The sequence below is a fragment of the Pseudomonas sp. UMAB-40 genome (assembly GCF_900095275.1).
GTDB lineage: Bacteria > Pseudomonadota > Gammaproteobacteria > Pseudomonadales > Pseudomonadaceae > Aquipseudomonas > Aquipseudomonas mandelii_B.
Window position 1 is genome coordinate 102047 of sequence record NZ_LT607560.1, and the last position, 18326, is coordinate 120372.

Consider the following 18326-nt stretch of genomic DNA (forward strand, 5'->3'; position numbering starts at 1 on the left):
GTCAGATCGCTTCCTTAAGGAGGACGCCTGACTCGACGCTCAACGAAAACAGCGAGCCATGGCCGACCTCGACATTCAACAACTGCTCACGAGGCAAGCCACGTGCCTGAGCCAGCAACAAACGCATGACGCCGCCATGGCTGATCAGCAAGATCCGTTCACCCGCATACGCCGCGTGCAGACGCGCTACCGCCGCCAGCACCCGCGTTGAGAAATCCTCGACCGGCTCACCTTCCGGCGGCGTAAAGGTATACGGATCGGCCCAGAACAGGCCCAACCCCTCGGCGTCAGTCTCCATCAGCGCCGCCGCGCTCTGCCCTTCCCAGGCGCCGAAGTGCAGTTCTTGCAAATCCTTGTCGAGGTGTACGGGCAGCCCCAACTGTTCGCCGAGTTCATCCGCAAACCGCGCGCAACGTTGCAGCGGCGAACTGATCAGCCGATCCCACGGCCCTTGCTCGACCACCGCCGCGCGCATCTGCTCCCAGCCCTTGTCGGTCAGCGCATCGTCGAGGCTGCCGCGCAAACCGCCGCCGAGTTCAGTTTCCCCGTGGCGCAGAAGATCCAGTCGCAACGTCATGCCGGGCGATCCGCCACCGCCGCTTCGGCGAAGGTTGCCATCTGCCCGTGAAGATCGCAGGCCAGACGCAGCAACGGCACGGCCAACGCAGCGCCACTGCCCTCGCCCAGACGCAGCTCCAGATCCAACAGCGGCTCGGCATTGAGGGTTTCCAGCACATGACGATGACCCGGCTCGGCACCGCGATGGCCGAACAGCAGCCACTCACGGCAGTCAGGGTTCAAGCGCACCGCCACCAACGCGGCGACGCTGCAGATAAAGCCGTCCACCAGCACCGCAACACCTTCCTGGGCGCAGGCCAAATACGCACCGACCAGCGCCGCGATCTCAAAACCGCCAAGGTTGAACAGGGTTTGCATCGCATCACCGCGCTGAGCGCCGTGTAATGCCAGGGCACGTTCGATGACCAGGGCTTTGTGGCTGACCCCCGCCGCGTTCAAACCGGTGCCCGGCCCGGCCAGATGCACCACCGGGCAATCGAGCAAGGCACAGGCCAAGGCGCTGGCCGCCGTGGTGTTGCCGATACCCATCTCGCCACCGATAAACAACTGCGCACCATTGGCGACCGCACGTTGCACACTGTCGCGACCGGCCTGCAAGGCGAGTTCGCCCTGGGCAGCCGTCATGGCCGGGCCTTCGACGAAATTGGCGGTGCCCGCGCCGATGTTGAGATGACGCACGCCCGGCAGGTTCAACGACGGCGTTACCGTGCCAAGGTCGACCACTTCGAGGGAGGCCCCAAGCTGGCGCGCCAACACACTGATCGCCGCACCACCGCTGACGAAGTTGTGCAGCATCTGCCCGGTGACTTCCTGAGGGAACGCCGATACGCCTTCTGCAACCACACCATGATCGCCGGCAAAAATGGCAATCCACAGCTGATCGAGACTCGGTTTGACCTGCCCTTGCAGCCCCGCCAATTGCACGGCCACCGATTCCAGTCGGCCGAGTGAGCCGGCGGGCTTGGTCAGCTGCTGTTGACGTGCCTGCGCCTGCTCGACGGCTTGCGCGTCGATCGGCTTGCACGGGTTCAGCCACCAGGATTGAGTCATAACGCAGTTCCTTTCAAAGTCAGGGGCAGACCGGCGACGGTCAGGACGACACGTTGACAGCGCTCGGCCAGGGCTTGATGCAGCCAACCGGCTTCATCGACATAGCGGCGAGTCAATTCGCCCAGCGGCACGACACCCATTCCGGTCTCGTTGCTGACAAAAATGATTTCACCCGGCAATGACGCCAGGCAGTCCAGCAAGGCTTCGCGTTCTGCGTTCAGACGTTCGGCATCGTCGAGCATTAGCAGATTGGTCATCCACAGGGTCAGGCAATCCACCAGCAGACAACGCTCGGCGTGGGCGCTTTCGCGCACTACGCGGGCGAGTTCGATGGGCTCTTCGATCAACGCCCATTCGACCGGACGACGGGCCCGATGATGGGCGACCCGTTCGTTCATTTCACCGTCCAGCGGTTGGCTGGTGGCGATGTAAGTCACTTGGAGTTGACTGTCTAACGCAAGTTTTTCAGCCAGTCGGCTTTTGCCGGAGCGGGCGCCGCCGAGGATCAGTTGCAGCATGGTCATAACCTTCTAATTGGCGGTGTGGCAACAGGCCTCATCGCGAGCAAGCTCGCTCCCACAGGTATCGAGGCTGTTCACAGATTTTTGGTCCACCTACGGAACCTGTGGGAGCGAGCTTGCTCGCGATGAGGCCAGTACAGCCACCTCAAATCCCACAGAGCCCACGCAGCAGCGAGGTATCCAAATGCTTCTCCACCAAATCCGCCAACCGCTCGATATCCCGCTCGCGCAACCCGTGGTAATCCACTTCCTGCACCTCCTGCAAACCCGCCCAGCGTAGCAGCGCACTGCACGCCGCCGGGGATTCAAACAGGCCATGCAGGTAAGTGCCGAAAATCTGCCCGTCAACACTTTGCGCGCCATCGCAGCGACCATCGTCCAGCTGCACCGCGGCGTTTTCCAGCGCTGGCCCGGTGGTCACCCCGGCATGGATTTCATAGCCACTGACCTGCGCATCCTCCAGCGCCAGGCGACCGCGCACATTGCGCAATTGCTTCTCTTCTTCGAGCTGTGTTTTGAACGCCAGCAAACCCAGGCCGGCACTGGAACCCGGCGCGCCTTCGAGGCCCAGCGGATCGTGCACTTGCTCACCGAGCATTTGCAGGCCGCCGCAAATCCCCAGCACTTTGCCGCCATAGCGCAGATGACGATTGATGGCCGCGTCCCAGCCATTGGCCCGCAGGTACACGAGGTCGCTGCGCACGCTTTTGGAGCCGGGAAGAATGATCAGGTCGGCCGCAGGTATCGCCTGGCCGGGGCCGATGAATTGCAGGTCGACTTGCGGATGCAGGCGCAGCGGATCGAAATCGGTGTGGTTGCTGATGCGCGGCAGCACCGGCACCAGCACTTTGAGCACGCGCTCAGCCTTGTCGGTCTGGCGCTGATCGATGCCGTCCTCGGCCTCCAGGTGCAAATCCATCACATACGGCAGCACGCCGATCACCGGTTTACCAGTGCGCGCTTCCAGCCAATCGAGACCGGGTTGCAGCAAGGCGATGTCGCCGCGAAATCGGTTGATGATGAAGCCTTTGACCCGCGCCTGCTCGGTCGGCGACAGCAGTTCCAGCGTGCCCACCAGATGCGCAAAGACCCCACCGCGATTGATGTCGGCGATCAACACCACCGGGCAATCCACCGCTTCGGCAAAGCCCATGTTGGCAATGTCGCCGGCACGCAGATTGATCTCGGCCGGCGAGCCTGCGCCTTCGACCATGACCACCGGATACGCCGCGCTCAATCGTTCATGGGAAGCCAGCACGGCTTGCATGGCGATGGCTTTGTAGTCGTGATAGGCGACCGCGTTCATGGTCGTGACCGCGCGACCATGAATGATGACCTGGGCGCCGGTGTCGCTGTTGGGTTTGAGCAGCACCGGATTCATGTCGGTGTGCGGTTCAAGGTTGGCCGCCTGGGCCTGCACCGCCTGGGCGCGGCCGATCTCGCCACCGTCGGCGGTCACGGCACTGTTAAGGGCCATGTTCTGCGGTTTGAACGGCACGACGCGCACACCCTGACGCGTGACCCAGCGACACAACGCCGTCACCAGCGTGCTTTTACCGGCGTCGGAAGTGGTGCCCTGCACCATCAACGTTGTCATTGGTTGTCCTTTACGAAGGCTTGAAGCGCTTGCTCAAGACGCCGCCAATCGGCTTCATCCGCCGGCAAGCCGAAACGCACGCTGCTGTTGTGGCTGAACAACCGCAGCAAGATGCCGCGCCGAGCCATGAATTCATGAAGCGCTTCGGCATGCTCGGTCATCAGCCATTGAAAAAAGGCGCAACCACCCTGCGGCTGCAAACCATACTGCCCAAGCAAAAGCGCCAGGCGTTTGCTGGCCTCTTCGCTGCGCGCGCGCTGCCTTGCGTGGCCTTCGGTGTCCAGCAGACAGGCTTGGCCCAACACGCGTGTCGGCCCGCTGACCGCCCACGGGCCCACCTGCTCGGCGAGCAACTTGAGCAACTTGCGCTCGGCCAGCACAAAGCCCAATCGCACACCGGCCAGGCCAAAAAACTTGCCGAAGGAACGCAGCACGATCAGGCCGACCTGATGGGCAAACGGTGCGAGGCTCAACGCCGGCGTGTTGTCCATGAACGCTTCGTCCACCACCAGCCAGCCGCCGCGCGAGGCCAGTCGGGCGTGCCAGTCGAGCAGGCGACTCGGGCTCAGGCTCAAGCCTGTCGGGTTGTTCGGGTTGACCACCACCAGCACGTCGAGGCTGTCGATATAGAAGTCGACTTCCTGCTCCAGCACTTCGCGCACGATGTAACCATTGCTGCGCCATGCGTGCGCGTGTTCGGCGTAACACGGCGACAGCACGCCGACCTTACCGGCCCGACGCAAACGCGGCAGCAACTGGATGGCCATTTGCGAACCGGCCACCGGCAGCACCTGTCCGGTGCCGTAAAAATCGCAAGCGGCCTGCTCCAGACCGTCATCGGTTTCCGGCAAGCGAGCCCAGGCGCGCGACGGAATGTCCGGGATCGGGAATGGCCACGGCGCGAGGCCGCTGGACAGGTCCAGCCAGTCAGCTTCAGCAATGCCGTATTCGAGCGCTGCCTTGCGCAAGCGACCACCGTGCTCAAGCATAGAATTCAGCTCCCACGCAGAGAATCAGCAGCCATAACCATACCCCGCGCTGAACCAATTGCCAGCCACGGTCGATGGAATCGGCATCCGCCGGCACGCCTTCGCCCAGTTGCGGACGCTGATGCAGTTCACCGTGATAGATCGCCGCCCCGCCCAACTCGACGCCGAGCGCACCGGCGCCGGCCGCCATGACGGGCCCGGCGTTGGGGCTGTCCCAGGTTGGGCCCTGGGTGCGCCAGCATTTCAACGCCAGTCGGGTTTTGCCCAGCAGCGCGTAGGTCAACGCCACCAGGCGCGCAGGAATGTAGTTGAGGACGTCGTCGATCTTCGCCGCCGCCCAACCGAAACGTTCGAAGCGTTCGTTGCGATAACCCCACATGGCATCCAGGGTGTTGCTCAAGCGATAGAGCACCACGCCGGGCGCGCCGGCCACGGCAAACCAGAACAGCGCAGCGAATACCGCGTCGCTGCCGTTCTCCAGGACTGATTCAGTGGCGGCGCGGGCCACTTCGGTTTTATCCAGTTCGGCGGTCTGACGGCTGACCAAATAACCCACGCGCTTGCGGGCTTCGTCCAGATCATCACTGCGCAAAGCCTTGGCCACCGGCTCGACGTGCTCACCGAGGCTACGCATGCCGAGGGCGCAATAGAGCGCGAGAATTTCGACAATCCAGCCGACATAAGGCGCCCAGGAAAACGCCGTGGCGAGCAAGGTCAGCGGCACGACCGCGATCACCCACGCGGTGACGCCATGGCTGCGCCAGCCACGTCCCTCACCGTTGAAACGTTGCTCGATGCGGTCGGCAAAACGGCCGAACGCCACCAGCGGATGCCAGCGTTTGGGTTCACCCAGCAGCGCGTCCAGCGCAACCGCGGCGACACTCAATAACGCCACACTCATTGACTCACTCCCCAATAATTTTCATACAGCAACTCACTGAGCGGACGCGCCTGCGCCCACCCTTCGAGTACCAGCATCGGCGCCGGATAGAATTCCTTGACCGGGCCGAGGCAAAGAACCGCCAACGGCTTGGCCCCGGGCGGCAAACCCAACAGGTCCGCCAGCGCTTGCGGCTCGAACAGCGACACCCAGCCCATGCCCAGACCTTCGGCTCGGGAGGCCAGCCAGAGGTTCTGGATCGCGCAGGACAACGAGGCCATGTCCATTTCCGGCAAGGTGCGTCGACCGAAGATGTGGCGCTCGCGATCGTCCATCAGCGCGGCGACCAACACCTCGGCGCAGTCATTGATGCCTTCGACCTTGAGCTTCATGAATTCGTCGGTGCGCTCGCCGAGGGCTTCGGCGGTGCGGATGCGTTCTTCTTCCACCAGCTGCTGGATCTTGCCGCGCAGGGCCCGGTCGCTGATGCGGATGAAGCGCCAGGGCTGCATCAGGCCGACGCTGGGGGCCTGATGGGCGGCTTCGAGCAGGCGTCGTAACAACGACGGCTCGACCGTGCCGCCGCTGAAGTGGCGCATGTCGCGACGTTCGGCAATGGCCCGGTACACCGCTTCGCGTTCGGCCTTGCTGAATGCGTTGTCGGTCATGGCCTCTTCGCGAGCAAGCCCGCTCCCACAGTGGACCGCGTTTTTTCAGACAACACATCTTCAACTGTGGGAGCGGGCTTGCTCGCGAAGGCGTCCTCACAGTTGGGCGCAAACAGTGCGGCAACCGCCGAAGGATTCGACGGGAAATAAAAATGCACGTAAGAAGCCGTCATCCGCCCCTCACGATAAACCGCCTCCGCCCCACGCCCGCCATTCGGACTCAGCCCACGAGCAATCGGCTCAAGTTCGGTGCTGGTCAACGAATGGTGATAGGTGTGCCCACGCAGCGAACCTTCCGGCAACTCAACCGCTTGCAACGCCAACGCGGCCAGACGCTTTTGCATCACCGCATCACCTTTGAGCAAGCCCACCAGTTCAGCGCGAGTGCCTTCGACATCGGTCAATGAATCGAGCAGGTACAACATCCCGCCACACTCGGCCAGCAACGGCTTGCCGGCAGCATGATGGGCGCGGATCGCGTCGAGCATCGGGGTGTTCTGCGACAGCGCCACATGGTGCAGTTCCGGATAACCGCCCGGCAGATAAAGGCTGTCAGCTTCCGGCAAATCAACATCGCGGATCGGCGAGAAGAACAGCAATTCGGCGCCCATGGCCCGCAGCAAATCCAGGCTCGCGCCGTAGGTGAAGGCGAACGCTTCATCACGGGCCACGGCAATTCGGATGCCTTTAAGCAAAGGCTCGGCGGCGATCACGTCGGGTCCGGCGAATTCCACGGCGGGCGGCAGCGCCACATCGCAACTGCTGGCCAGCGATTCGGCCGCCGCATCGAGGCGCAGGTCGAGATCGTTCAACTCGCTGGCCTGGACCAGACCGAGATGCCGACTCGGCAATTCGATCCCGGTTTCCCGCGACAAGGCGCCATACCAGCGCAAGCCTTCAGTCAGGCTGCCTTCGAGCAATTGCGCATGACGCAGCGTGCCCACGCGATTGGCCAATACACCGGCAAACGGCAGGTCCGGCTGATACTTCGCCAGCCCCAACGCCAGCGCACCAAAGGTCTGCGCCATGGCCGTGCCGTCGATCACCCCGAGCACCGGCACACCGAAGTGCCGCGCCAGGTCAGCGCTGGACGGCGTACCGTCGAACAGGCCCATGACGCCTTCGATGAGGATCAGGTCGGCCTCCCCGGCCGCTTCCCACAACAGACGACGACTTTCCTGCTCGCCGACCATCCACATGTCCAGTTGATACACCGGCGCACCGCTGGCGCGCTCGAGAATCATCGGGTCGAGAAAGTCCGGGCCGCATTTGAACACGCGGACCTTGCGCCCCTGATTGCGGTGCAAACGGGCCAGCGCGGCGGTGACGGTGGTCTTGCCCTGACCGGAGGCCGGCGCGGCAATCAATACCGCTGGGCATTGACGATGGCTGTTCATAAAGTGCAGCTCACAACTCGACGCCTTTTTGCGCTTTGATCCCGGCCTGGAACGCGTGCTTGATCACGCCCATTTCGGTGACCGTGTCGGCCAGTTCGATCATCTCTGGTTTGGCGCCGCGACCGGTGACCACCACGTGTTGCATCGGCGGACGCGCCTGCAAATCACTGAGTACCTGATCGAGGTCGAGGTAGCCGTGCTTGAGGGCGATGTTCAACTCATCCAGCACCACCAGACCGATCGACGGGTCACGCAACAGCTCCTGGGACACCGCCCACGCGGCCTCGGCGGCGGCGATGTCACGCTGACGGTCCTGGGTTTCCCAGGTGAAGCCCTCGCCCATCACATGAAAACGCACCTGCTCCGGAAAGCGCCGGAAGAACAGCTCTTCGCCAGTGCTGTTACGGCCCTTGATGAACTGCACCACGCCGCACTGCATGCCGTGGCCCATGGACCGGGCGAGCATGCCAAAGGCCGAGCTGCTCTTGCCTTTGCCGTTGCCAGTCAGCACCAGCAGCAGGCCGCACTCATTCGGCGAGTTGGCGATGCGTTCGTCGATGACGGCTTTTTTGCGCTGCATGCGCGCCAGGTGGCGTTCGTCACGATCAGGGGAATCAGTCATGGGGGAGCTCTCCGTTGAGGCTGGATAACGGCGGGCAGGCACAAGAATAGACGGCAAGAAGCCTGGCATCGCCCACCGTGATGCCGTTGGATGAATCAGGCCGGTCTCCGGGCTCATGAGCGGCTCGCGCCGGACTGCGCGCCTTCCCATGTCAGTCGACACAGTGGCTCAAGACGCAGTGTTCACTCATTTACCGTTGCGGGGGCAGGGCCGGGATCGTGACGTTTCGTCGCTTGGCGATAGTCACTCACCGGCTTCCCTGTTTCACTCTGTCGGCCATCGCCACAGAGCACCTGAAACAAGCCGCGAAGGTTAGAGGGTTGGGGGTGGAGCGTCAATTGAAGACAAAGCGCGAGCGCTCGATATACTGCCGCCCATCAATTACCTGACGCCCATCTTGCACCACACTGTCAGCAGTGATATCAAAGCGCCACAAACCCAACAACACAATTACAAGGGTGAGCAACATGCAAGGCATGATCATCAGCAATCCGAGGCTGGAATTCCTGCGACCGGTGCTGGAACGCTGGTTTGACTGTATCGACCGCTACAACGCCGTGCGCGGCGATAACGACACGCCATATTGGTACGACGAGAAAGCCAACCTTGGCCTGCTCTCCGCCGCAGCGTGGATGGCGGAAATGGTCACGCTGCAACAAACGCCGACCCGTAAACAGAACGAAGAAGGCGAACGCAACAGCCGCGCCGACCTGTTTATCGCCTCCACTGAAGAGCGCGCCTACCTCCAGACCACGCAACGCTGGCCGCGGGTTAATAACCTGAACCTGACCCAGGCGCTGCAGGACATCACCAGCGACGCCAAACGCATCAGCTATTCCAGCGACCTGAAACTCGGCTGCCTGTTCGTTGCGCCTCAAAAGGCCCAGCAGAGCGCGACGCCGGAAGAACTCCAGGACATGGTCGACGACCTGCAAAAGGAACACAGCTGCGCCGTGGCCTGGTATTTCCCATACGCCTACCGCAAGTTGCGCAACGAAGCCGGCAACTATCACCCCGGCATCGCTGTGCTGCTCAAGGAAGCCCGCGGCTGACCGGTTGAACCATCGCGTGCTTAAGCTTCTCTATGATTAAGACAATGCACTCATAGGGAAGACCAGCATGCGCAAGCCCCAGCTCGTTCTCGTCATCGTGCTCGCCGGAGGGCTCGCCGCCTGTGGCGAAACCTCCAGCCTGCAAGTCTCCGACGGCACCGGCCCGTCACCCAAGCTGCCCGAACCGAACAAGACCCTGATCCCGACGGTGAACATCGCCCCGGCGATCGGCTGGCCGGATGGCGCGAAACCCACCGCTGCGGCGGGCACTCAAGTGGCGGCATTTGCCGAAGGGCTCGATCACCCGCGCTGGCTCTACGTGCTGCCCAACGGCGATGTGCTGGCGGCCGAAACCAACGCGCCACCGAAACCTGATGATGGCAAAGGCATTCGCGGCTGGGTGATGGGCAAAGTCATGGGCCGTGCCGGTGCCGGCGTCCCCAGCCCCAACCGCATCACGTTGCTGCGGGACAAGGACCACGACGGCATCGCCGAAACCCGCACGGTGTTCCTGGAAAACCTCAATTCGCCCTTCGGCATGACCCTGGTCGGCAACGACCTGTACGTCGCCGACACCGACCGCTTGCTGCGCTTTCACTATGAAAATGGCGACACCGCGATCAAGTCGCAGCCGATCAAGGTGGTCGACCTGCCGGGTGGCACGCTGAATCACCACTGGACCAAAAACGTTATCGCCAGCAAGGACGGGAGCAAGCTGTACGTCACGGTCGGCTCCAACAGCAACGTCGGCGAAAACGGTCTGGATCAGGAAGAAGGTCGCGCGGCGATCTGGGAAGTGGATCGCGCCACCGGCAATCACCGGATCTTCGCTTCGGGGATTCGTAATCCAAACGGCCTGGCCTGGGAACCTCAGACCGGCGCCCTGTGGACGGCGGTCAATGAGCGAGACGAAATCGGCAGCGACCTGGTGCCGGACTACATCACGTCGGTGAAGGACGGCGGGTTCTACGGCTGGCCCTTCAGCTACTACGGCCAGCATGTCGATATTCGCGTCGAGCCGCAAAACCCTGATCTGGTGGCCAAGGCCATTGCGCCGGATTATGCGGTCGGCCCGCATACCGCATCGCTGGGCCTGTCGTTTGCCGAGGGCAACACACTTCCCGCGCAATTCAAGGAAGGCGCCTTCATCGGCCAGCACGGCTCATGGAACCGCAAGCCGCACAGTGGTTATAAAGTTATTTTCGTCCCGTTCGCGGGAGGCAAGCCGACCGGGCAGCCGGTTGATGTACTGACAGGGTTCCTCAATGACGATGAGAAAGCCATGGGCCGGCCCGTGGGAGTGGTGATTGATCAGCAGGGCGATTTGCTGGTGGCCGATGATGTGGGGAACAAGGTGTGGCGGGTGTCGGCCACGAAGTAACTGCAACACATATCCCTTGTGGGAGTGAGCCTGCTCGCGATTGCGTCAGCATAGCTAGCAATGATGTTGCCTGACGCACCGCTATCGCGAGCAGGCTCGCTCCCACAAGGGCTTCGCGTTTAGCGTTTACGACAAAGCGTGAGCCCATCACCCAACGGCAACAACGACAGATCCACACGCGCGTCATCCTTCAAGGCGCGATTGAGCGCCTGGATGGCTCGGGTGTCTGCGCTCTCGGGATTCTCCTCAAGCACTCGCCCACTCCACAGCGTGTTATCGAACACCGCCAGCCCGCCGACCCGCAGCAGACGCAGGGCATGCTCCAGATAGTGCGGATAGTTGGACTTGTCGGCATCAATGAAGATCAGGTCGAATTGCCCCGGCTGATCCAGCATGGCGAGCGTTTCCTGCGCGGGCGCCAGACGCAGGTCAATGCGCTCGGCCAGCCCCGCTTCCTGCCAATAACGGCGTGCGATAGCGTTGTAGTCGCCAGGGATATCACAGCAGATCAGCGAACCGCCCTCTGGCAACGCAGCGGCCATGCACAAAGCGCTGTAACCAGTAAAAGTGCCGACTTCCAGCAAGCGCTTGGCGCCAATGAGTTTGACCAGTAACGCGAGGAACTGCCCCTGCTCCGGCGCTACCTGCCAGCGCGCCATGGGCATCGCCTGGGTTTCATCGCGCAAGCGCTTGAGCAGCGGCGTTTCCCTCAGGGAAACGTCGAGCAGGTATTGATACAGGGCATCGTCGAGATTGAGAGTGCGAGCGGTCATGACAACCTCTTCGGACAGGACGCTACGGGTTACGCGCCAGGTGTTCAGGCTGCAGAACGCGCTTGGCGCTCAGATAAGCCTTCTGCCAGTAAGCCTTGGACAGGCTGTCCAGCTTCACCGTGCCGCCAGTGGCCGGCGCATGAACGAAGCGGCCTTCGCCGACGTAGATACCGGCATGGCTGACCTGGGAGCCGCCATTGGTGGCAAAGAAGATCAAGTCACCGGTTTGCAAGCCTTCCTTGCCGACGCTGGCCGCCTGCATGCTGATCATTTCGCGGGTGGTTCGCGGCAGGGAAATACCGGTGACGTCACGGTAGACGTAACCGATCAGGCCGCTGCAATCGAAGCCCGAATCCGGCGTGTTGCCACCCCAACGATACGGCGTGCCCACCAGACCCAGCGCACGGAACAGCACGTCTTCTGCCTCGGGGGAAAAGGGTTGCGGGTTACCGAAAACAATGGGCGCGCGAACCACCGGCGCAGGTGGCGGTGTGCGACTGGCGCAGGCGCTGAGCAGCGCTGCGAAGAACATGATTGCGAGGCGGGCCGACATCGTCATAAGCAGAACATCCTGATCTGGCTGCGGCTTTTTCTGCCGGGAAGACAGAAAAGAAAACCGCCTGCGCAGGACGCAGGCGGTTTGCCATCAATAATAGATCTGGATTCTAGCGGCTATACGCCAAACTTCAAGTAAGACTTTAAGTTCGCCTTACAAACTGTCCGCCTACTTCATTGCGAAGAGGCAGTTGTCACCACCAACGTGGCGACAGATTAAGCCTTATTTGCGTGCAGTGACCACGGTCGGGGCCATCGCGAGAGCGCGCTTGGCTTCGATGAAGGTCTTGCTCCAGTAGCTGTCGCCCAGGCTATCGACCCGGACACCACCGCTTTTTCGGCTGCTGGAGTGGATGAACTGATTGTCACCCAGGTAGATCCCGGCGTGACTGACACGACCGCGACGACCATTGGTGGCGAAGAACAGCAGATCACCCGGCTTCAGCGCGCTGCGAGCAACCAGCGGAGCGTCGACGTTGATCATTTCGCGAGTGGAGCGCGGCAGGTTCATGCCGGCTTCTTCACGAAACAGATAACCGATGAAACCGCTGCAATCGAAGCCAGCCTCGGAGGTACCGCCGAAACGGTAACGGGTACCGATCAGGGACATGCCACGCTCGAGGATGCTGTCGGCCAGAACTGGAAGCTGGTACGACTTGCCATCGGCGAAGTCTGCCAGTTCCTTATCGGTGGCCAGCTCTTCCTGGAAAAGAACGGAAGAAGACTGCGCTGTAACTGAATTCTTGACCTGCTGTTGTTGCTCTTGCTGAGTCACTGGGGAGTGGGCAGCGCAACCGAACAACAGGGTGACGAGTGCGAGAGGCACGAGGGGTGCGAAGCGCTTTAGCATGGGCACGACCGTGGCTGATAGTTGTAAAGAAGCCGAGACTATGCCCGCTATCATCCTCATTTGCAAATTCAATCGAACTTTATGTGACTTCCCGGTTTCGCGATTACATCTAAGCGCTTAAGCCCCATTTAGACACTCGCGCAGCCTGCAACCCTGTAGGAAAGCGGATTTTCTGGCGCCTGAAACATGTCAAAACCCCCGCCAGGCTTAGGTTTTACCAGCCTAGAGTTTCTTTGAGGAACGGGATCGTCAGCTTGCGCTGAGCTTGAAGGGAGGCCTGATCGAGACGTTCAAGCAGCTCGAAAAGCGCGCTCATACTGCGGGTACCGCGAGTCAAGATAAAATGCCCGACTTCATCGGTCAGGTGCAGGCCGCGACGGGAGGCGCGCAGTTGCAAGGCGCGCAATTTGTCTTCGTCGGAGAGCGGACGCATCTGGAAGATCAGTGCCAGGGTCAGGCGCGATTTCAGGTCAGCCAGTTTCACCGGCAATTCCCGTGGCGAGGTTGATGCAGCAATCAGCAGACGCCGACCGCTGTCGCGCAGACGATTGAACAGATGGAACAGCGCCTCTTCCCAATCCGCCCGGCCGGCCACCGCCTGCAAATCATCAAGGCAGACCAGTTCGTATTGTTCGAGGTTGTCGAGGATCGAGATGCCGCGGTCCAGCAGCTCGGCCAGCGGCAGATACACCGCCGGCTCCCCCAGTTGTTCGAAGCGCAGGCAGGCTGCCTGCAACAAGTGCGTGCGCCCTACCCCGTCCTTGCCCCAGAGATAAATCAGGCTTTCGGTCCAGCCGGCGTCGGCTTCGCATAGCCGCTCGACATAGCCGAGTGCAGCGGCATTGGCGCCTGGGTAGTAGTTGATAAAGGTAGCGTCATCACGCAGACGCACACCTAGGGGCAGCTGAATCGGTTTCATGCTGACTGAACAGTTCCAAAGGAACCGTTAGTGGCCTCTGTGTAAAGTTTGCGAAGTTTATACCCGTGAGGCGGGTCGCACAATGCGACAGACCACAAGCAAAATCAAAGGTTTGCGTTAACGCCCTGGTTTGATGACAGTTTCTTTGGCGGCGCATGTGACAGCAGTGCGGGGGATACGGGCCGACCTGGCATGCAACCAGGCCGCCCGCCACAGGACTTCAACGACTCTTATAGCTGCGGTTCGTCGACACCGCTGTAGATATCAGAGTCCTTATACAAATCTTGCACATGGCGCACCAGCACCATGATCACCGCCGCCACCGGCAACGCCAGTAACACGCCGGTAAAGCCGAACAGTTCGCCCCCCGCCAGAATGGCGAAGATCACCGCCACCGGGTGCAGGCCGATACGATCGCCCACCAGCAGCGGCGTCAGCACCATGCCTTCCAGTGCCTGCCCGACCATGAACACCGCGACGATGCCAATCATGGGATACAAATCGCCACCGAACTGGAACAGGCCGGCGATCAACGCCGCGCCGATCCCGATGACAAACCCCATGTACGGCACAATGGCCGCCAGACCTGCGATCAGACCGATCAATAGCCCCAGTTCCAGCCCCACCAGCATCAAGCCCGCGGCATAGATCACGCCCAGCGCCAGCATCACCAGCAACTGCCCGCGAACGAATGCACCGAGCACTTCATGGCATTCGCCCGCGAGTGTCACGACGCGTTCTTCACGATCACGGGGCAGCAGGCTGCGGATCTTGGCCATCATCAGGTCCCAGTCCCGCAGCAGGTAGAAACTCACGACAGGGATCAGCACCAGATTTGCCAGCCAGCCAATCAGCGCCAGCCCGGACGCCGTCGCCTGACTCAGCACCACCCCGACGATGTCGGTGGTCTGGCCCATGTGTTCGCTGATCGCGGCCTTGAGCTTGTCGAACTTCCAGAAGTTATCCGACAGTCCGAATTTTGATTGCGCCCACGGCAGTGCGGTGTGCTGCAGCCAGTCGAGCATCTGCGGCGCCAGTTCATACAAGCGAAACAACTGCTTGGCGAGCATCGGCACCAGAACCAACAGCAATGTGGTGAAGATCAAGGTGAACAACGCAAACACCGCCACCACGCCCCAGGTACGTGACAAGCCGGCCTTTTCCAGCCGATCCACCAGCGGATCGAACAGATACGCCAGCAGCAACGCGACCAGAAAGGGCGTCAGGATCGGATGCAACAACCAGACAAACACGCAGAGCAGAACCACCCCACCCAACCAGAACCAACGCCGCGTATCGGCCATGTACCACTCCATATGCATCTATATAAAGAAAGAAAACGTTACCAACGGAATCTCAGCTGCGGCACCGGCGCCGGTGTTGGCGCAACGACCGGCGCCGCACCCTCGGCTGGCTGCGCAGGCGCTGCCGGTGCAGGCGCCTCACCGGCCGGAACCTCCTGCAACTTCGCCAGGGACAGTTGCGAGCGTAACTGCTCGGCGCTGCCATTGACCCGATAAAGAATGCGCTCGCCGTCGACCGTTTGCAGGCGCGCACCAAAAGGCTCCAGCAAGCGCCCAAGGGCGGCGTAGCGCTCCAGGTTCATGCCCTGCACTTCCAGCAATTGTTCGCCCGACGCCCCCGGCTTGACGACAAACCGCGGTGCCAGACGCTCACTGACAGCCAGCATCACCGCATCGGCCACAGCAGCCTGATCCGCCCCTTGTACGCTGCCCGCCTCTTTCTTGTCGCCCAACCAGAAATTCCACTTGGCCTGCCACTGGCCGCCCTCTTCACGGGCATGCACCGCGAGCAAGGCGTCAGCGTTGTAACGGTCCGATGCTGCGCGCAGCGGCGTGGCATCCGTGCCTTCAAGGTTCGGCGCCGTAGCGACCAGTTGCTCACTCAGGTCCGCCAATGGCAGACGCAACGGCAGACCACGGTGTTGTGCCGCGCGACGCAACGGCGCGGCGCTGGCCTGACCATCGCCCACCAGGCTCGATCCCTCGGCGGAGTCGTTCAACCACCAACTCAAGATCGACGGCCGATTCGCCCCCCACAAAGACAACCCGGCGCGGCGCAAGGCTTGTTCGGTACTGGCCGGGTCGAAATCGACTTTCAGCACTTCCGGCGGGCCAGCGTCGAAACCGTATTGACTGATGATTTGTTGCGGATCTTTGCGCAGCGCCGCCAACCCCGGACTTTGCACAGCCTTGGGATCGCCGGTCAGGCGCAGCACCAAGGTGTCCAGCGCGCGCTGGGTCGCCTGATCGCGCTCCTCAGTCGATTGACTGCTAACAGGCTCGCGCACTTGATACAGGCCTTTAACGGTTTCGGCATGACTCGCCAGGCTGACCAGTGACAAACAGCCTGCAAATAAAAATCTGGAAAAAAAACGCATGGAAGATTCCTGACGACGAGAGCGGCTGGAACAGACCGCATGAAGATGATCGAGCAAGGCTGTGACCACATCCCTGCGCAAAACATTCACCACGATCTGACTAAGTTTTCGCACTGTCCTAACGATAGACGGTTAATCGCGATACCTTATACAGCCATCGAGGCGGCGACCAACACGGACAATACCGGTTTTTTTCAGCCGATATGCCCCTGCCGTCGGCGTGAGGATGGCCGCTGCCCTTCAAGCCTGATAAAATCGCGCGCCTTCGCAGACCGGCAACAGCCGGGCACCCTGAAATTCGTGCAAGGCGCTCGCCTTCGTTTATTTCGGCGGTCCCACTGGACTCGGTCGTTACCCCTGAATCCCCCCTAAAGGCCTGGATCATGAGCAAGCAACCCTCCCTGAGCTACAAGGACGCCGGTGTAGACATCGACGCCGGTGAAGCATTGGTCGAACGCATCAAGAGCGTCGCCAAGCGCACTGCGCGCCCGGAAGTCATGGGCGGCCTGGGCGGTTTCGGCGCCCTCTGCGAAATCCCGGCCGGCTACAAGCAGCCCGTGCTGGTTTCCGGCACCGACGGCGTGGGCACCAAGCTGCGCTTGGCCTTGAACCTGAACAAGCACGACAGCATCGGCATCGACCTGGTGGCCATGTGCGTGAACGACCTGGTGGTCTGCGGCGCCGAGCCGCTGTTCTTCCTCGATTACTACGCCACCGGCAAGCTGAACGTCGAAACTGCGACCCAGGTCGTGACGGGCATCGGCGCTGGCTGTGAACTGTCCGGCTGCTCCCTGGTCGGCGGCGAAACCGCTGAAATGCCTGGCATGTACGAAGGCGAAGACTACGACCTGGCCGGCTTCTGCGTCGGCGTCGTGGAAAAATCCGAAATCATCGACGGTTCGAAAGTCGCTGCCGGCGATGCCCTGCTCGCCCTGCCGTCTTCCGGCCCGCACTCCAACGGCTACTCGCTGATCCGCAAGATCATCGAGGTGTCCGGTGCCGACATCGAAAACATCCAGCTCGACGGCAAACCGCTGACCGACCTGCTGATGGCCCCGACCCGCATCTACGTGAAGCCGCTGCTCAAGCTGATCAAGGACACCGGCGCGGTCAAAGCCATGGCCCACATCACCGGTGGCGGCCTGCTCGACAACATCCCGCGCGTACTGCCAAAAGGCGCCCAAGCCGTGGTTGACGTCGCGAGCTGGACCCGTCCTGCCGTATTCGACTGGCTGCAAGAGAAAGGCAACGTCGACGAAAACGAAATGCATCGCGTGCTGAACTGCGGCGTCGGCATGGTCATCTGCGTTGCCCAGGAACACGTCGAGACGGCGCTGAACGTCCTGCGTGAAGCCGGCGAGCAGCCTTGGGTTATCGGTCAGATCGCCACCGCTGCCGAAGGCGCGGCCCAGGTAGAACTGAAGAACCTCAAGGCTCATTGATGTCCCAGACCTGTGATGTGGTGGTGCTGTTGTCCGGCACCGGCAGTAACTTGCAGGCCTTGATCGACAGCACGCGGACCGGCGACAGCCCGGTCCGCATCGCCGCGGTGATTTCCAACCGCGCCGACGCTTACGGCCTGCAACGCGCCAGGGACGCGGGTATCGACACCCGCTCCCTGGATCACAAAGCTTTCGAAGGTCGCGAAGCCTTCGATGCCGCGCTGATCGAACTGATCGACGCCTTCAACCCCAAACTCGTGGTACTGGCCGGTTTCATGCGCATCCTCAGCGCTGACTTCGTGCGCCACTACGCGGGTCGCCTGCTCAACATCCACCCCTCGCTGCTACCCAAATACAAAGGGTTACACACTCATCAGCGCGCGCTGGAAGCCGGCGACACGGAACATGGCTGCTCCGTACACTTCGTCACCGAGGAACTTGATGGCGGACCACTGGTCGTACAGGCAGTAATACCGGTAGAGTTGCACGATTCGCCGCAGAGTCTGGCGCAGCGGGTCCATGCTCAGGAGCACCTGATCTACCCGATGGCTGTACGCTGGTTTGCCGAAGGCCGTTTATCGCTCGGTGAACAAGGTGCTTTACTGGATGGAAAGTTACTCGCGGCCAGCGGCCACTTGATTCGAAACTAG

General features: G+C 61.6%; 20 protein-coding genes and 1 riboswitch. Of the genes, 4 read left to right on the forward strand and 16 right to left on the reverse strand.

Annotation, left to right across the window (positions count from 1 at the left end; translation table 11 throughout):
* Position 1: 1 nt before the first annotated feature.
* The 10 genes from cobC to K0F88_RS32435 form a co-directional block, all read right to left on the reverse strand.
* Positions 2 to 577, reverse strand: coding sequence for an alpha-ribazole phosphatase family protein (cobC, locus tag K0F88_RS15475; protein WP_219095602.1), 576 nt, complete (start codon positions 575 to 577; stop codon positions 2 to 4).
* Positions 574 to 1629 (reverse strand): nicotinate-nucleotide--dimethylbenzimidazole phosphoribosyltransferase, encoded by a 1056-nt coding sequence (cobT, locus tag K0F88_RS15480; RefSeq protein WP_219095603.1) that lies wholly within the window; start codon positions 1627 to 1629, stop codon positions 574 to 576. The genes cobC and cobT overlap by 4 nt, the downstream gene beginning before the upstream one ends.
* Entirely contained in the window at positions 1626 to 2147 is a 522-nt protein-coding gene (gene cobU, locus K0F88_RS15485; protein WP_219095604.1) for a bifunctional adenosylcobinamide kinase/adenosylcobinamide-phosphate guanylyltransferase, read from the reverse strand. The genes cobT and cobU overlap by 4 nt, the downstream gene beginning before the upstream one ends.
* A 148-nt stretch (positions 2148 to 2295) precedes the next feature.
* Positions 2296 to 3747 (reverse strand): cobyric acid synthase, encoded by a 1452-nt coding sequence (locus K0F88_RS15490; protein WP_219095605.1) that lies wholly within the window; start codon positions 3745 to 3747, stop codon positions 2296 to 2298.
* Positions 3744 to 4736: a threonine-phosphate decarboxylase CobD gene (gene cobD, locus K0F88_RS15495; protein ID WP_219095606.1), complete on the reverse strand. Its 993-nt coding sequence runs from the start codon at positions 4734 to 4736 to the stop codon at positions 3744 to 3746. The genes K0F88_RS15490 and cobD overlap by 4 nt, the downstream gene beginning before the upstream one ends.
* Positions 4729 to 5637 (reverse strand): adenosylcobinamide-phosphate synthase CbiB, encoded by a 909-nt coding sequence (cbiB, locus tag K0F88_RS15500; protein WP_219095607.1) that lies wholly within the window; start codon positions 5635 to 5637, stop codon positions 4729 to 4731. The genes cobD and cbiB overlap by 8 nt, the downstream gene beginning before the upstream one ends.
* Complete coding sequence (gene bluB / locus K0F88_RS15505) at positions 5634 to 6284, reverse strand: 5,6-dimethylbenzimidazole synthase (RefSeq protein WP_219095608.1); 651 nt, start codon at positions 6282 to 6284, stop codon at positions 5634 to 5636. The genes cbiB and bluB overlap by 4 nt, the downstream gene beginning before the upstream one ends.
* On the reverse strand, positions 6281 to 7681 hold the full coding sequence (locus K0F88_RS15510; RefSeq protein ID WP_219095609.1) for a cobyrinate a,c-diamide synthase: 1401 nt from the start codon (positions 7679 to 7681) through the stop codon (positions 6281 to 6283). The genes bluB and K0F88_RS15510 overlap by 4 nt, the downstream gene beginning before the upstream one ends.
* A gap of 10 nt (positions 7682 to 7691) precedes the next feature.
* On the reverse strand, positions 7692 to 8303 hold the full coding sequence (cobO, locus tag K0F88_RS15515; protein ID WP_010456792.1) for a cob(I)yrinic acid a,c-diamide adenosyltransferase: 612 nt from the start codon (positions 8301 to 8303) through the stop codon (positions 7692 to 7694).
* A gap of 80 nt (positions 8304 to 8383) precedes the next feature.
* Positions 8384 to 8615, reverse strand: a riboswitch (cobalamin riboswitch).
* A 22-nt stretch (positions 8616 to 8637) separates the two neighbouring features.
* Entirely contained in the window at positions 8638 to 8772 is a 135-nt protein-coding gene (locus K0F88_RS32435; RefSeq protein ID WP_257605258.1) for a hypothetical protein, read from the reverse strand.
* Here K0F88_RS32435 and K0F88_RS15520 point away from each other — a divergent pair.
* Both K0F88_RS15520 and K0F88_RS15525 read left to right on the forward strand, forming a co-directional pair.
* Entirely contained in the window at positions 8771 to 9355 is a 585-nt protein-coding gene (locus K0F88_RS15520; protein ID WP_094471326.1) for a hypothetical protein, read from the forward strand. The genes K0F88_RS32435 and K0F88_RS15520 overlap by 2 nt on opposite strands.
* Before the next feature lie 67 nt (positions 9356 to 9422).
* On the forward strand, positions 9423 to 10736 hold the full coding sequence (locus K0F88_RS15525) for a sorbosone dehydrogenase family protein (protein WP_219095610.1): 1314 nt from the start codon (positions 9423 to 9425) through the stop codon (positions 10734 to 10736).
* A gap of 119 nt (positions 10737 to 10855) precedes the next feature.
* On the opposite strand, the gene K0F88_RS15530 is transcribed toward K0F88_RS15525, so the two are convergent.
* The 6 genes from K0F88_RS15530 to K0F88_RS15555 form a co-directional block, all read right to left on the reverse strand.
* Positions 10856 to 11509, reverse strand: coding sequence for an O-methyltransferase (locus K0F88_RS15530; protein ID WP_094471324.1), 654 nt, complete (start codon positions 11507 to 11509; stop codon positions 10856 to 10858).
* 22 nt (positions 11510 to 11531) lie between these two features.
* Positions 11532 to 12068 (reverse strand): C40 family peptidase, encoded by a 537-nt coding sequence (locus K0F88_RS15535; RefSeq protein WP_094471323.1) that lies wholly within the window; start codon positions 12066 to 12068, stop codon positions 11532 to 11534.
* Positions 12069 to 12287: 219 nt separating this feature from the next.
* Positions 12288 to 12914: a C40 family peptidase gene (locus K0F88_RS15540; protein WP_219095611.1), complete on the reverse strand. Its 627-nt coding sequence runs from the start codon at positions 12912 to 12914 to the stop codon at positions 12288 to 12290.
* Positions 12915 to 13128: 214 nt separating this feature from the next.
* A complete protein-coding gene (hda, locus tag K0F88_RS15545; protein WP_010456804.1) occupies positions 13129 to 13833 on the reverse strand; it encodes a DnaA regulatory inactivator Hda in 705 nt (234 codons plus the stop codon).
* Between the two features lie 230 nt (positions 13834 to 14063).
* Positions 14064 to 15137, reverse strand: coding sequence for an AI-2E family transporter (locus K0F88_RS15550; protein ID WP_219095612.1), 1074 nt, complete (start codon positions 15135 to 15137; stop codon positions 14064 to 14066).
* 38 nt (positions 15138 to 15175) lie between these two features.
* A complete protein-coding gene (locus tag K0F88_RS15555) occupies positions 15176 to 16234 on the reverse strand; it encodes a DUF2066 domain-containing protein (protein ID WP_219095613.1) in 1059 nt (352 codons plus the stop codon).
* 383 nt (positions 16235 to 16617) lie between these two features.
* On the opposite strand from K0F88_RS15555, the gene purM reads away from it, so the two are divergent.
* Together purM and purN are read left to right on the forward strand one after the other, a co-directional pair.
* Complete coding sequence (purM, locus tag K0F88_RS15560) at positions 16618 to 17676, forward strand: phosphoribosylformylglycinamidine cyclo-ligase (RefSeq protein ID WP_010456810.1); 1059 nt, start codon at positions 16618 to 16620, stop codon at positions 17674 to 17676.
* On the forward strand, positions 17676 to 18326 hold the full coding sequence (gene purN, locus K0F88_RS15565) for a phosphoribosylglycinamide formyltransferase (protein WP_219095614.1): 651 nt from the start codon (positions 17676 to 17678) through the stop codon (positions 18324 to 18326). The genes purM and purN overlap by 1 nt, the downstream gene beginning before the upstream one ends.

What these genes read in the sequence shown, in the direction of transcription:
- cobC (WP_219095602.1), bottom strand. Translation starts at nt 577, where the DNA reads ATGACGTTGCGACTGGATCTTCTGCGCCACGGGGAAACTGAACTCGGC.
- cobT (WP_219095603.1), bottom strand. Translation starts at nt 1,629, where the DNA reads ATGACTCAATCCTGGTGGCTGAACCCGTGCAAGCCGATCGACGCGCAA.
- cobU (WP_219095604.1), bottom strand. Translation starts at nt 2,147, where the DNA reads ATGCTGCAACTGATCCTCGGCGGCGCCCGCTCCGGCAAAAGCCGACTG.
- K0F88_RS15490 (WP_219095605.1), bottom strand. Translation starts at nt 3,747, where the DNA reads ATGACAACGTTGATGGTGCAGGGCACCACTTCCGACGCCGGTAAAAGC.
- cobD (WP_219095606.1), bottom strand. Translation starts at nt 4,736, where the DNA reads ATGCTTGAGCACGGTGGTCGCTTGCGCAAGGCAGCGCTCGAATACGGC.
- cbiB (WP_219095607.1), bottom strand. Translation starts at nt 5,637, where the DNA reads ATGAGTGTGGCGTTATTGAGTGTCGCCGCGGTTGCGCTGGACGCGCTG.
- bluB (WP_219095608.1), bottom strand. Translation starts at nt 6,284, where the DNA reads ATGACCGACAACGCATTCAGCAAGGCCGAACGCGAAGCGGTGTACCGG.
- K0F88_RS15510 (WP_219095609.1), bottom strand. Translation starts at nt 7,681, where the DNA reads ATGAACAGCCATCGTCAATGCCCAGCGGTATTGATTGCCGCGCCGGCC.
- cobO (WP_010456792.1), bottom strand. Translation starts at nt 8,303, where the DNA reads ATGACTGATTCCCCTGATCGTGACGAACGCCACCTGGCGCGCATGCAG.
- K0F88_RS15520 (WP_094471326.1), top strand. Translation starts at nt 8,771, where the DNA reads ATGCAAGGCATGATCATCAGCAATCCGAGGCTGGAATTCCTGCGACCG.
- K0F88_RS32435 (WP_257605258.1), bottom strand. Translation starts at nt 8,772, where the DNA reads ATGTTGCTCACCCTTGTAATTGTGTTGTTGGGTTTGTGGCGCTTTGAT.
- K0F88_RS15525 (WP_219095610.1), top strand. Translation starts at nt 9,423, where the DNA reads ATGCGCAAGCCCCAGCTCGTTCTCGTCATCGTGCTCGCCGGAGGGCTC.
- K0F88_RS15530 (WP_094471324.1), bottom strand. Translation starts at nt 11,509, where the DNA reads ATGACCGCTCGCACTCTCAATCTCGACGATGCCCTGTATCAATACCTG.
- K0F88_RS15535 (WP_094471323.1), bottom strand. Translation starts at nt 12,068, where the DNA reads ATGACGATGTCGGCCCGCCTCGCAATCATGTTCTTCGCAGCGCTGCTC.
- K0F88_RS15540 (WP_219095611.1), bottom strand. Translation starts at nt 12,914, where the DNA reads ATGCTAAAGCGCTTCGCACCCCTCGTGCCTCTCGCACTCGTCACCCTG.
- hda (WP_010456804.1), bottom strand. Translation starts at nt 13,833, where the DNA reads ATGAAACCGATTCAGCTGCCCCTAGGTGTGCGTCTGCGTGATGACGCT.
- K0F88_RS15550 (WP_219095612.1), bottom strand. Translation starts at nt 15,137, where the DNA reads ATGGCCGATACGCGGCGTTGGTTCTGGTTGGGTGGGGTGGTTCTGCTC.
- K0F88_RS15555 (WP_219095613.1), bottom strand. Translation starts at nt 16,234, where the DNA reads ATGCGTTTTTTTTCCAGATTTTTATTTGCAGGCTGTTTGTCACTGGTC.
- purM (WP_010456810.1), top strand. Translation starts at nt 16,618, where the DNA reads ATGAGCAAGCAACCCTCCCTGAGCTACAAGGACGCCGGTGTAGACATC.
- purN (WP_219095614.1), top strand. Translation starts at nt 17,676, where the DNA reads ATGTCCCAGACCTGTGATGTGGTGGTGCTGTTGTCCGGCACCGGCAGT.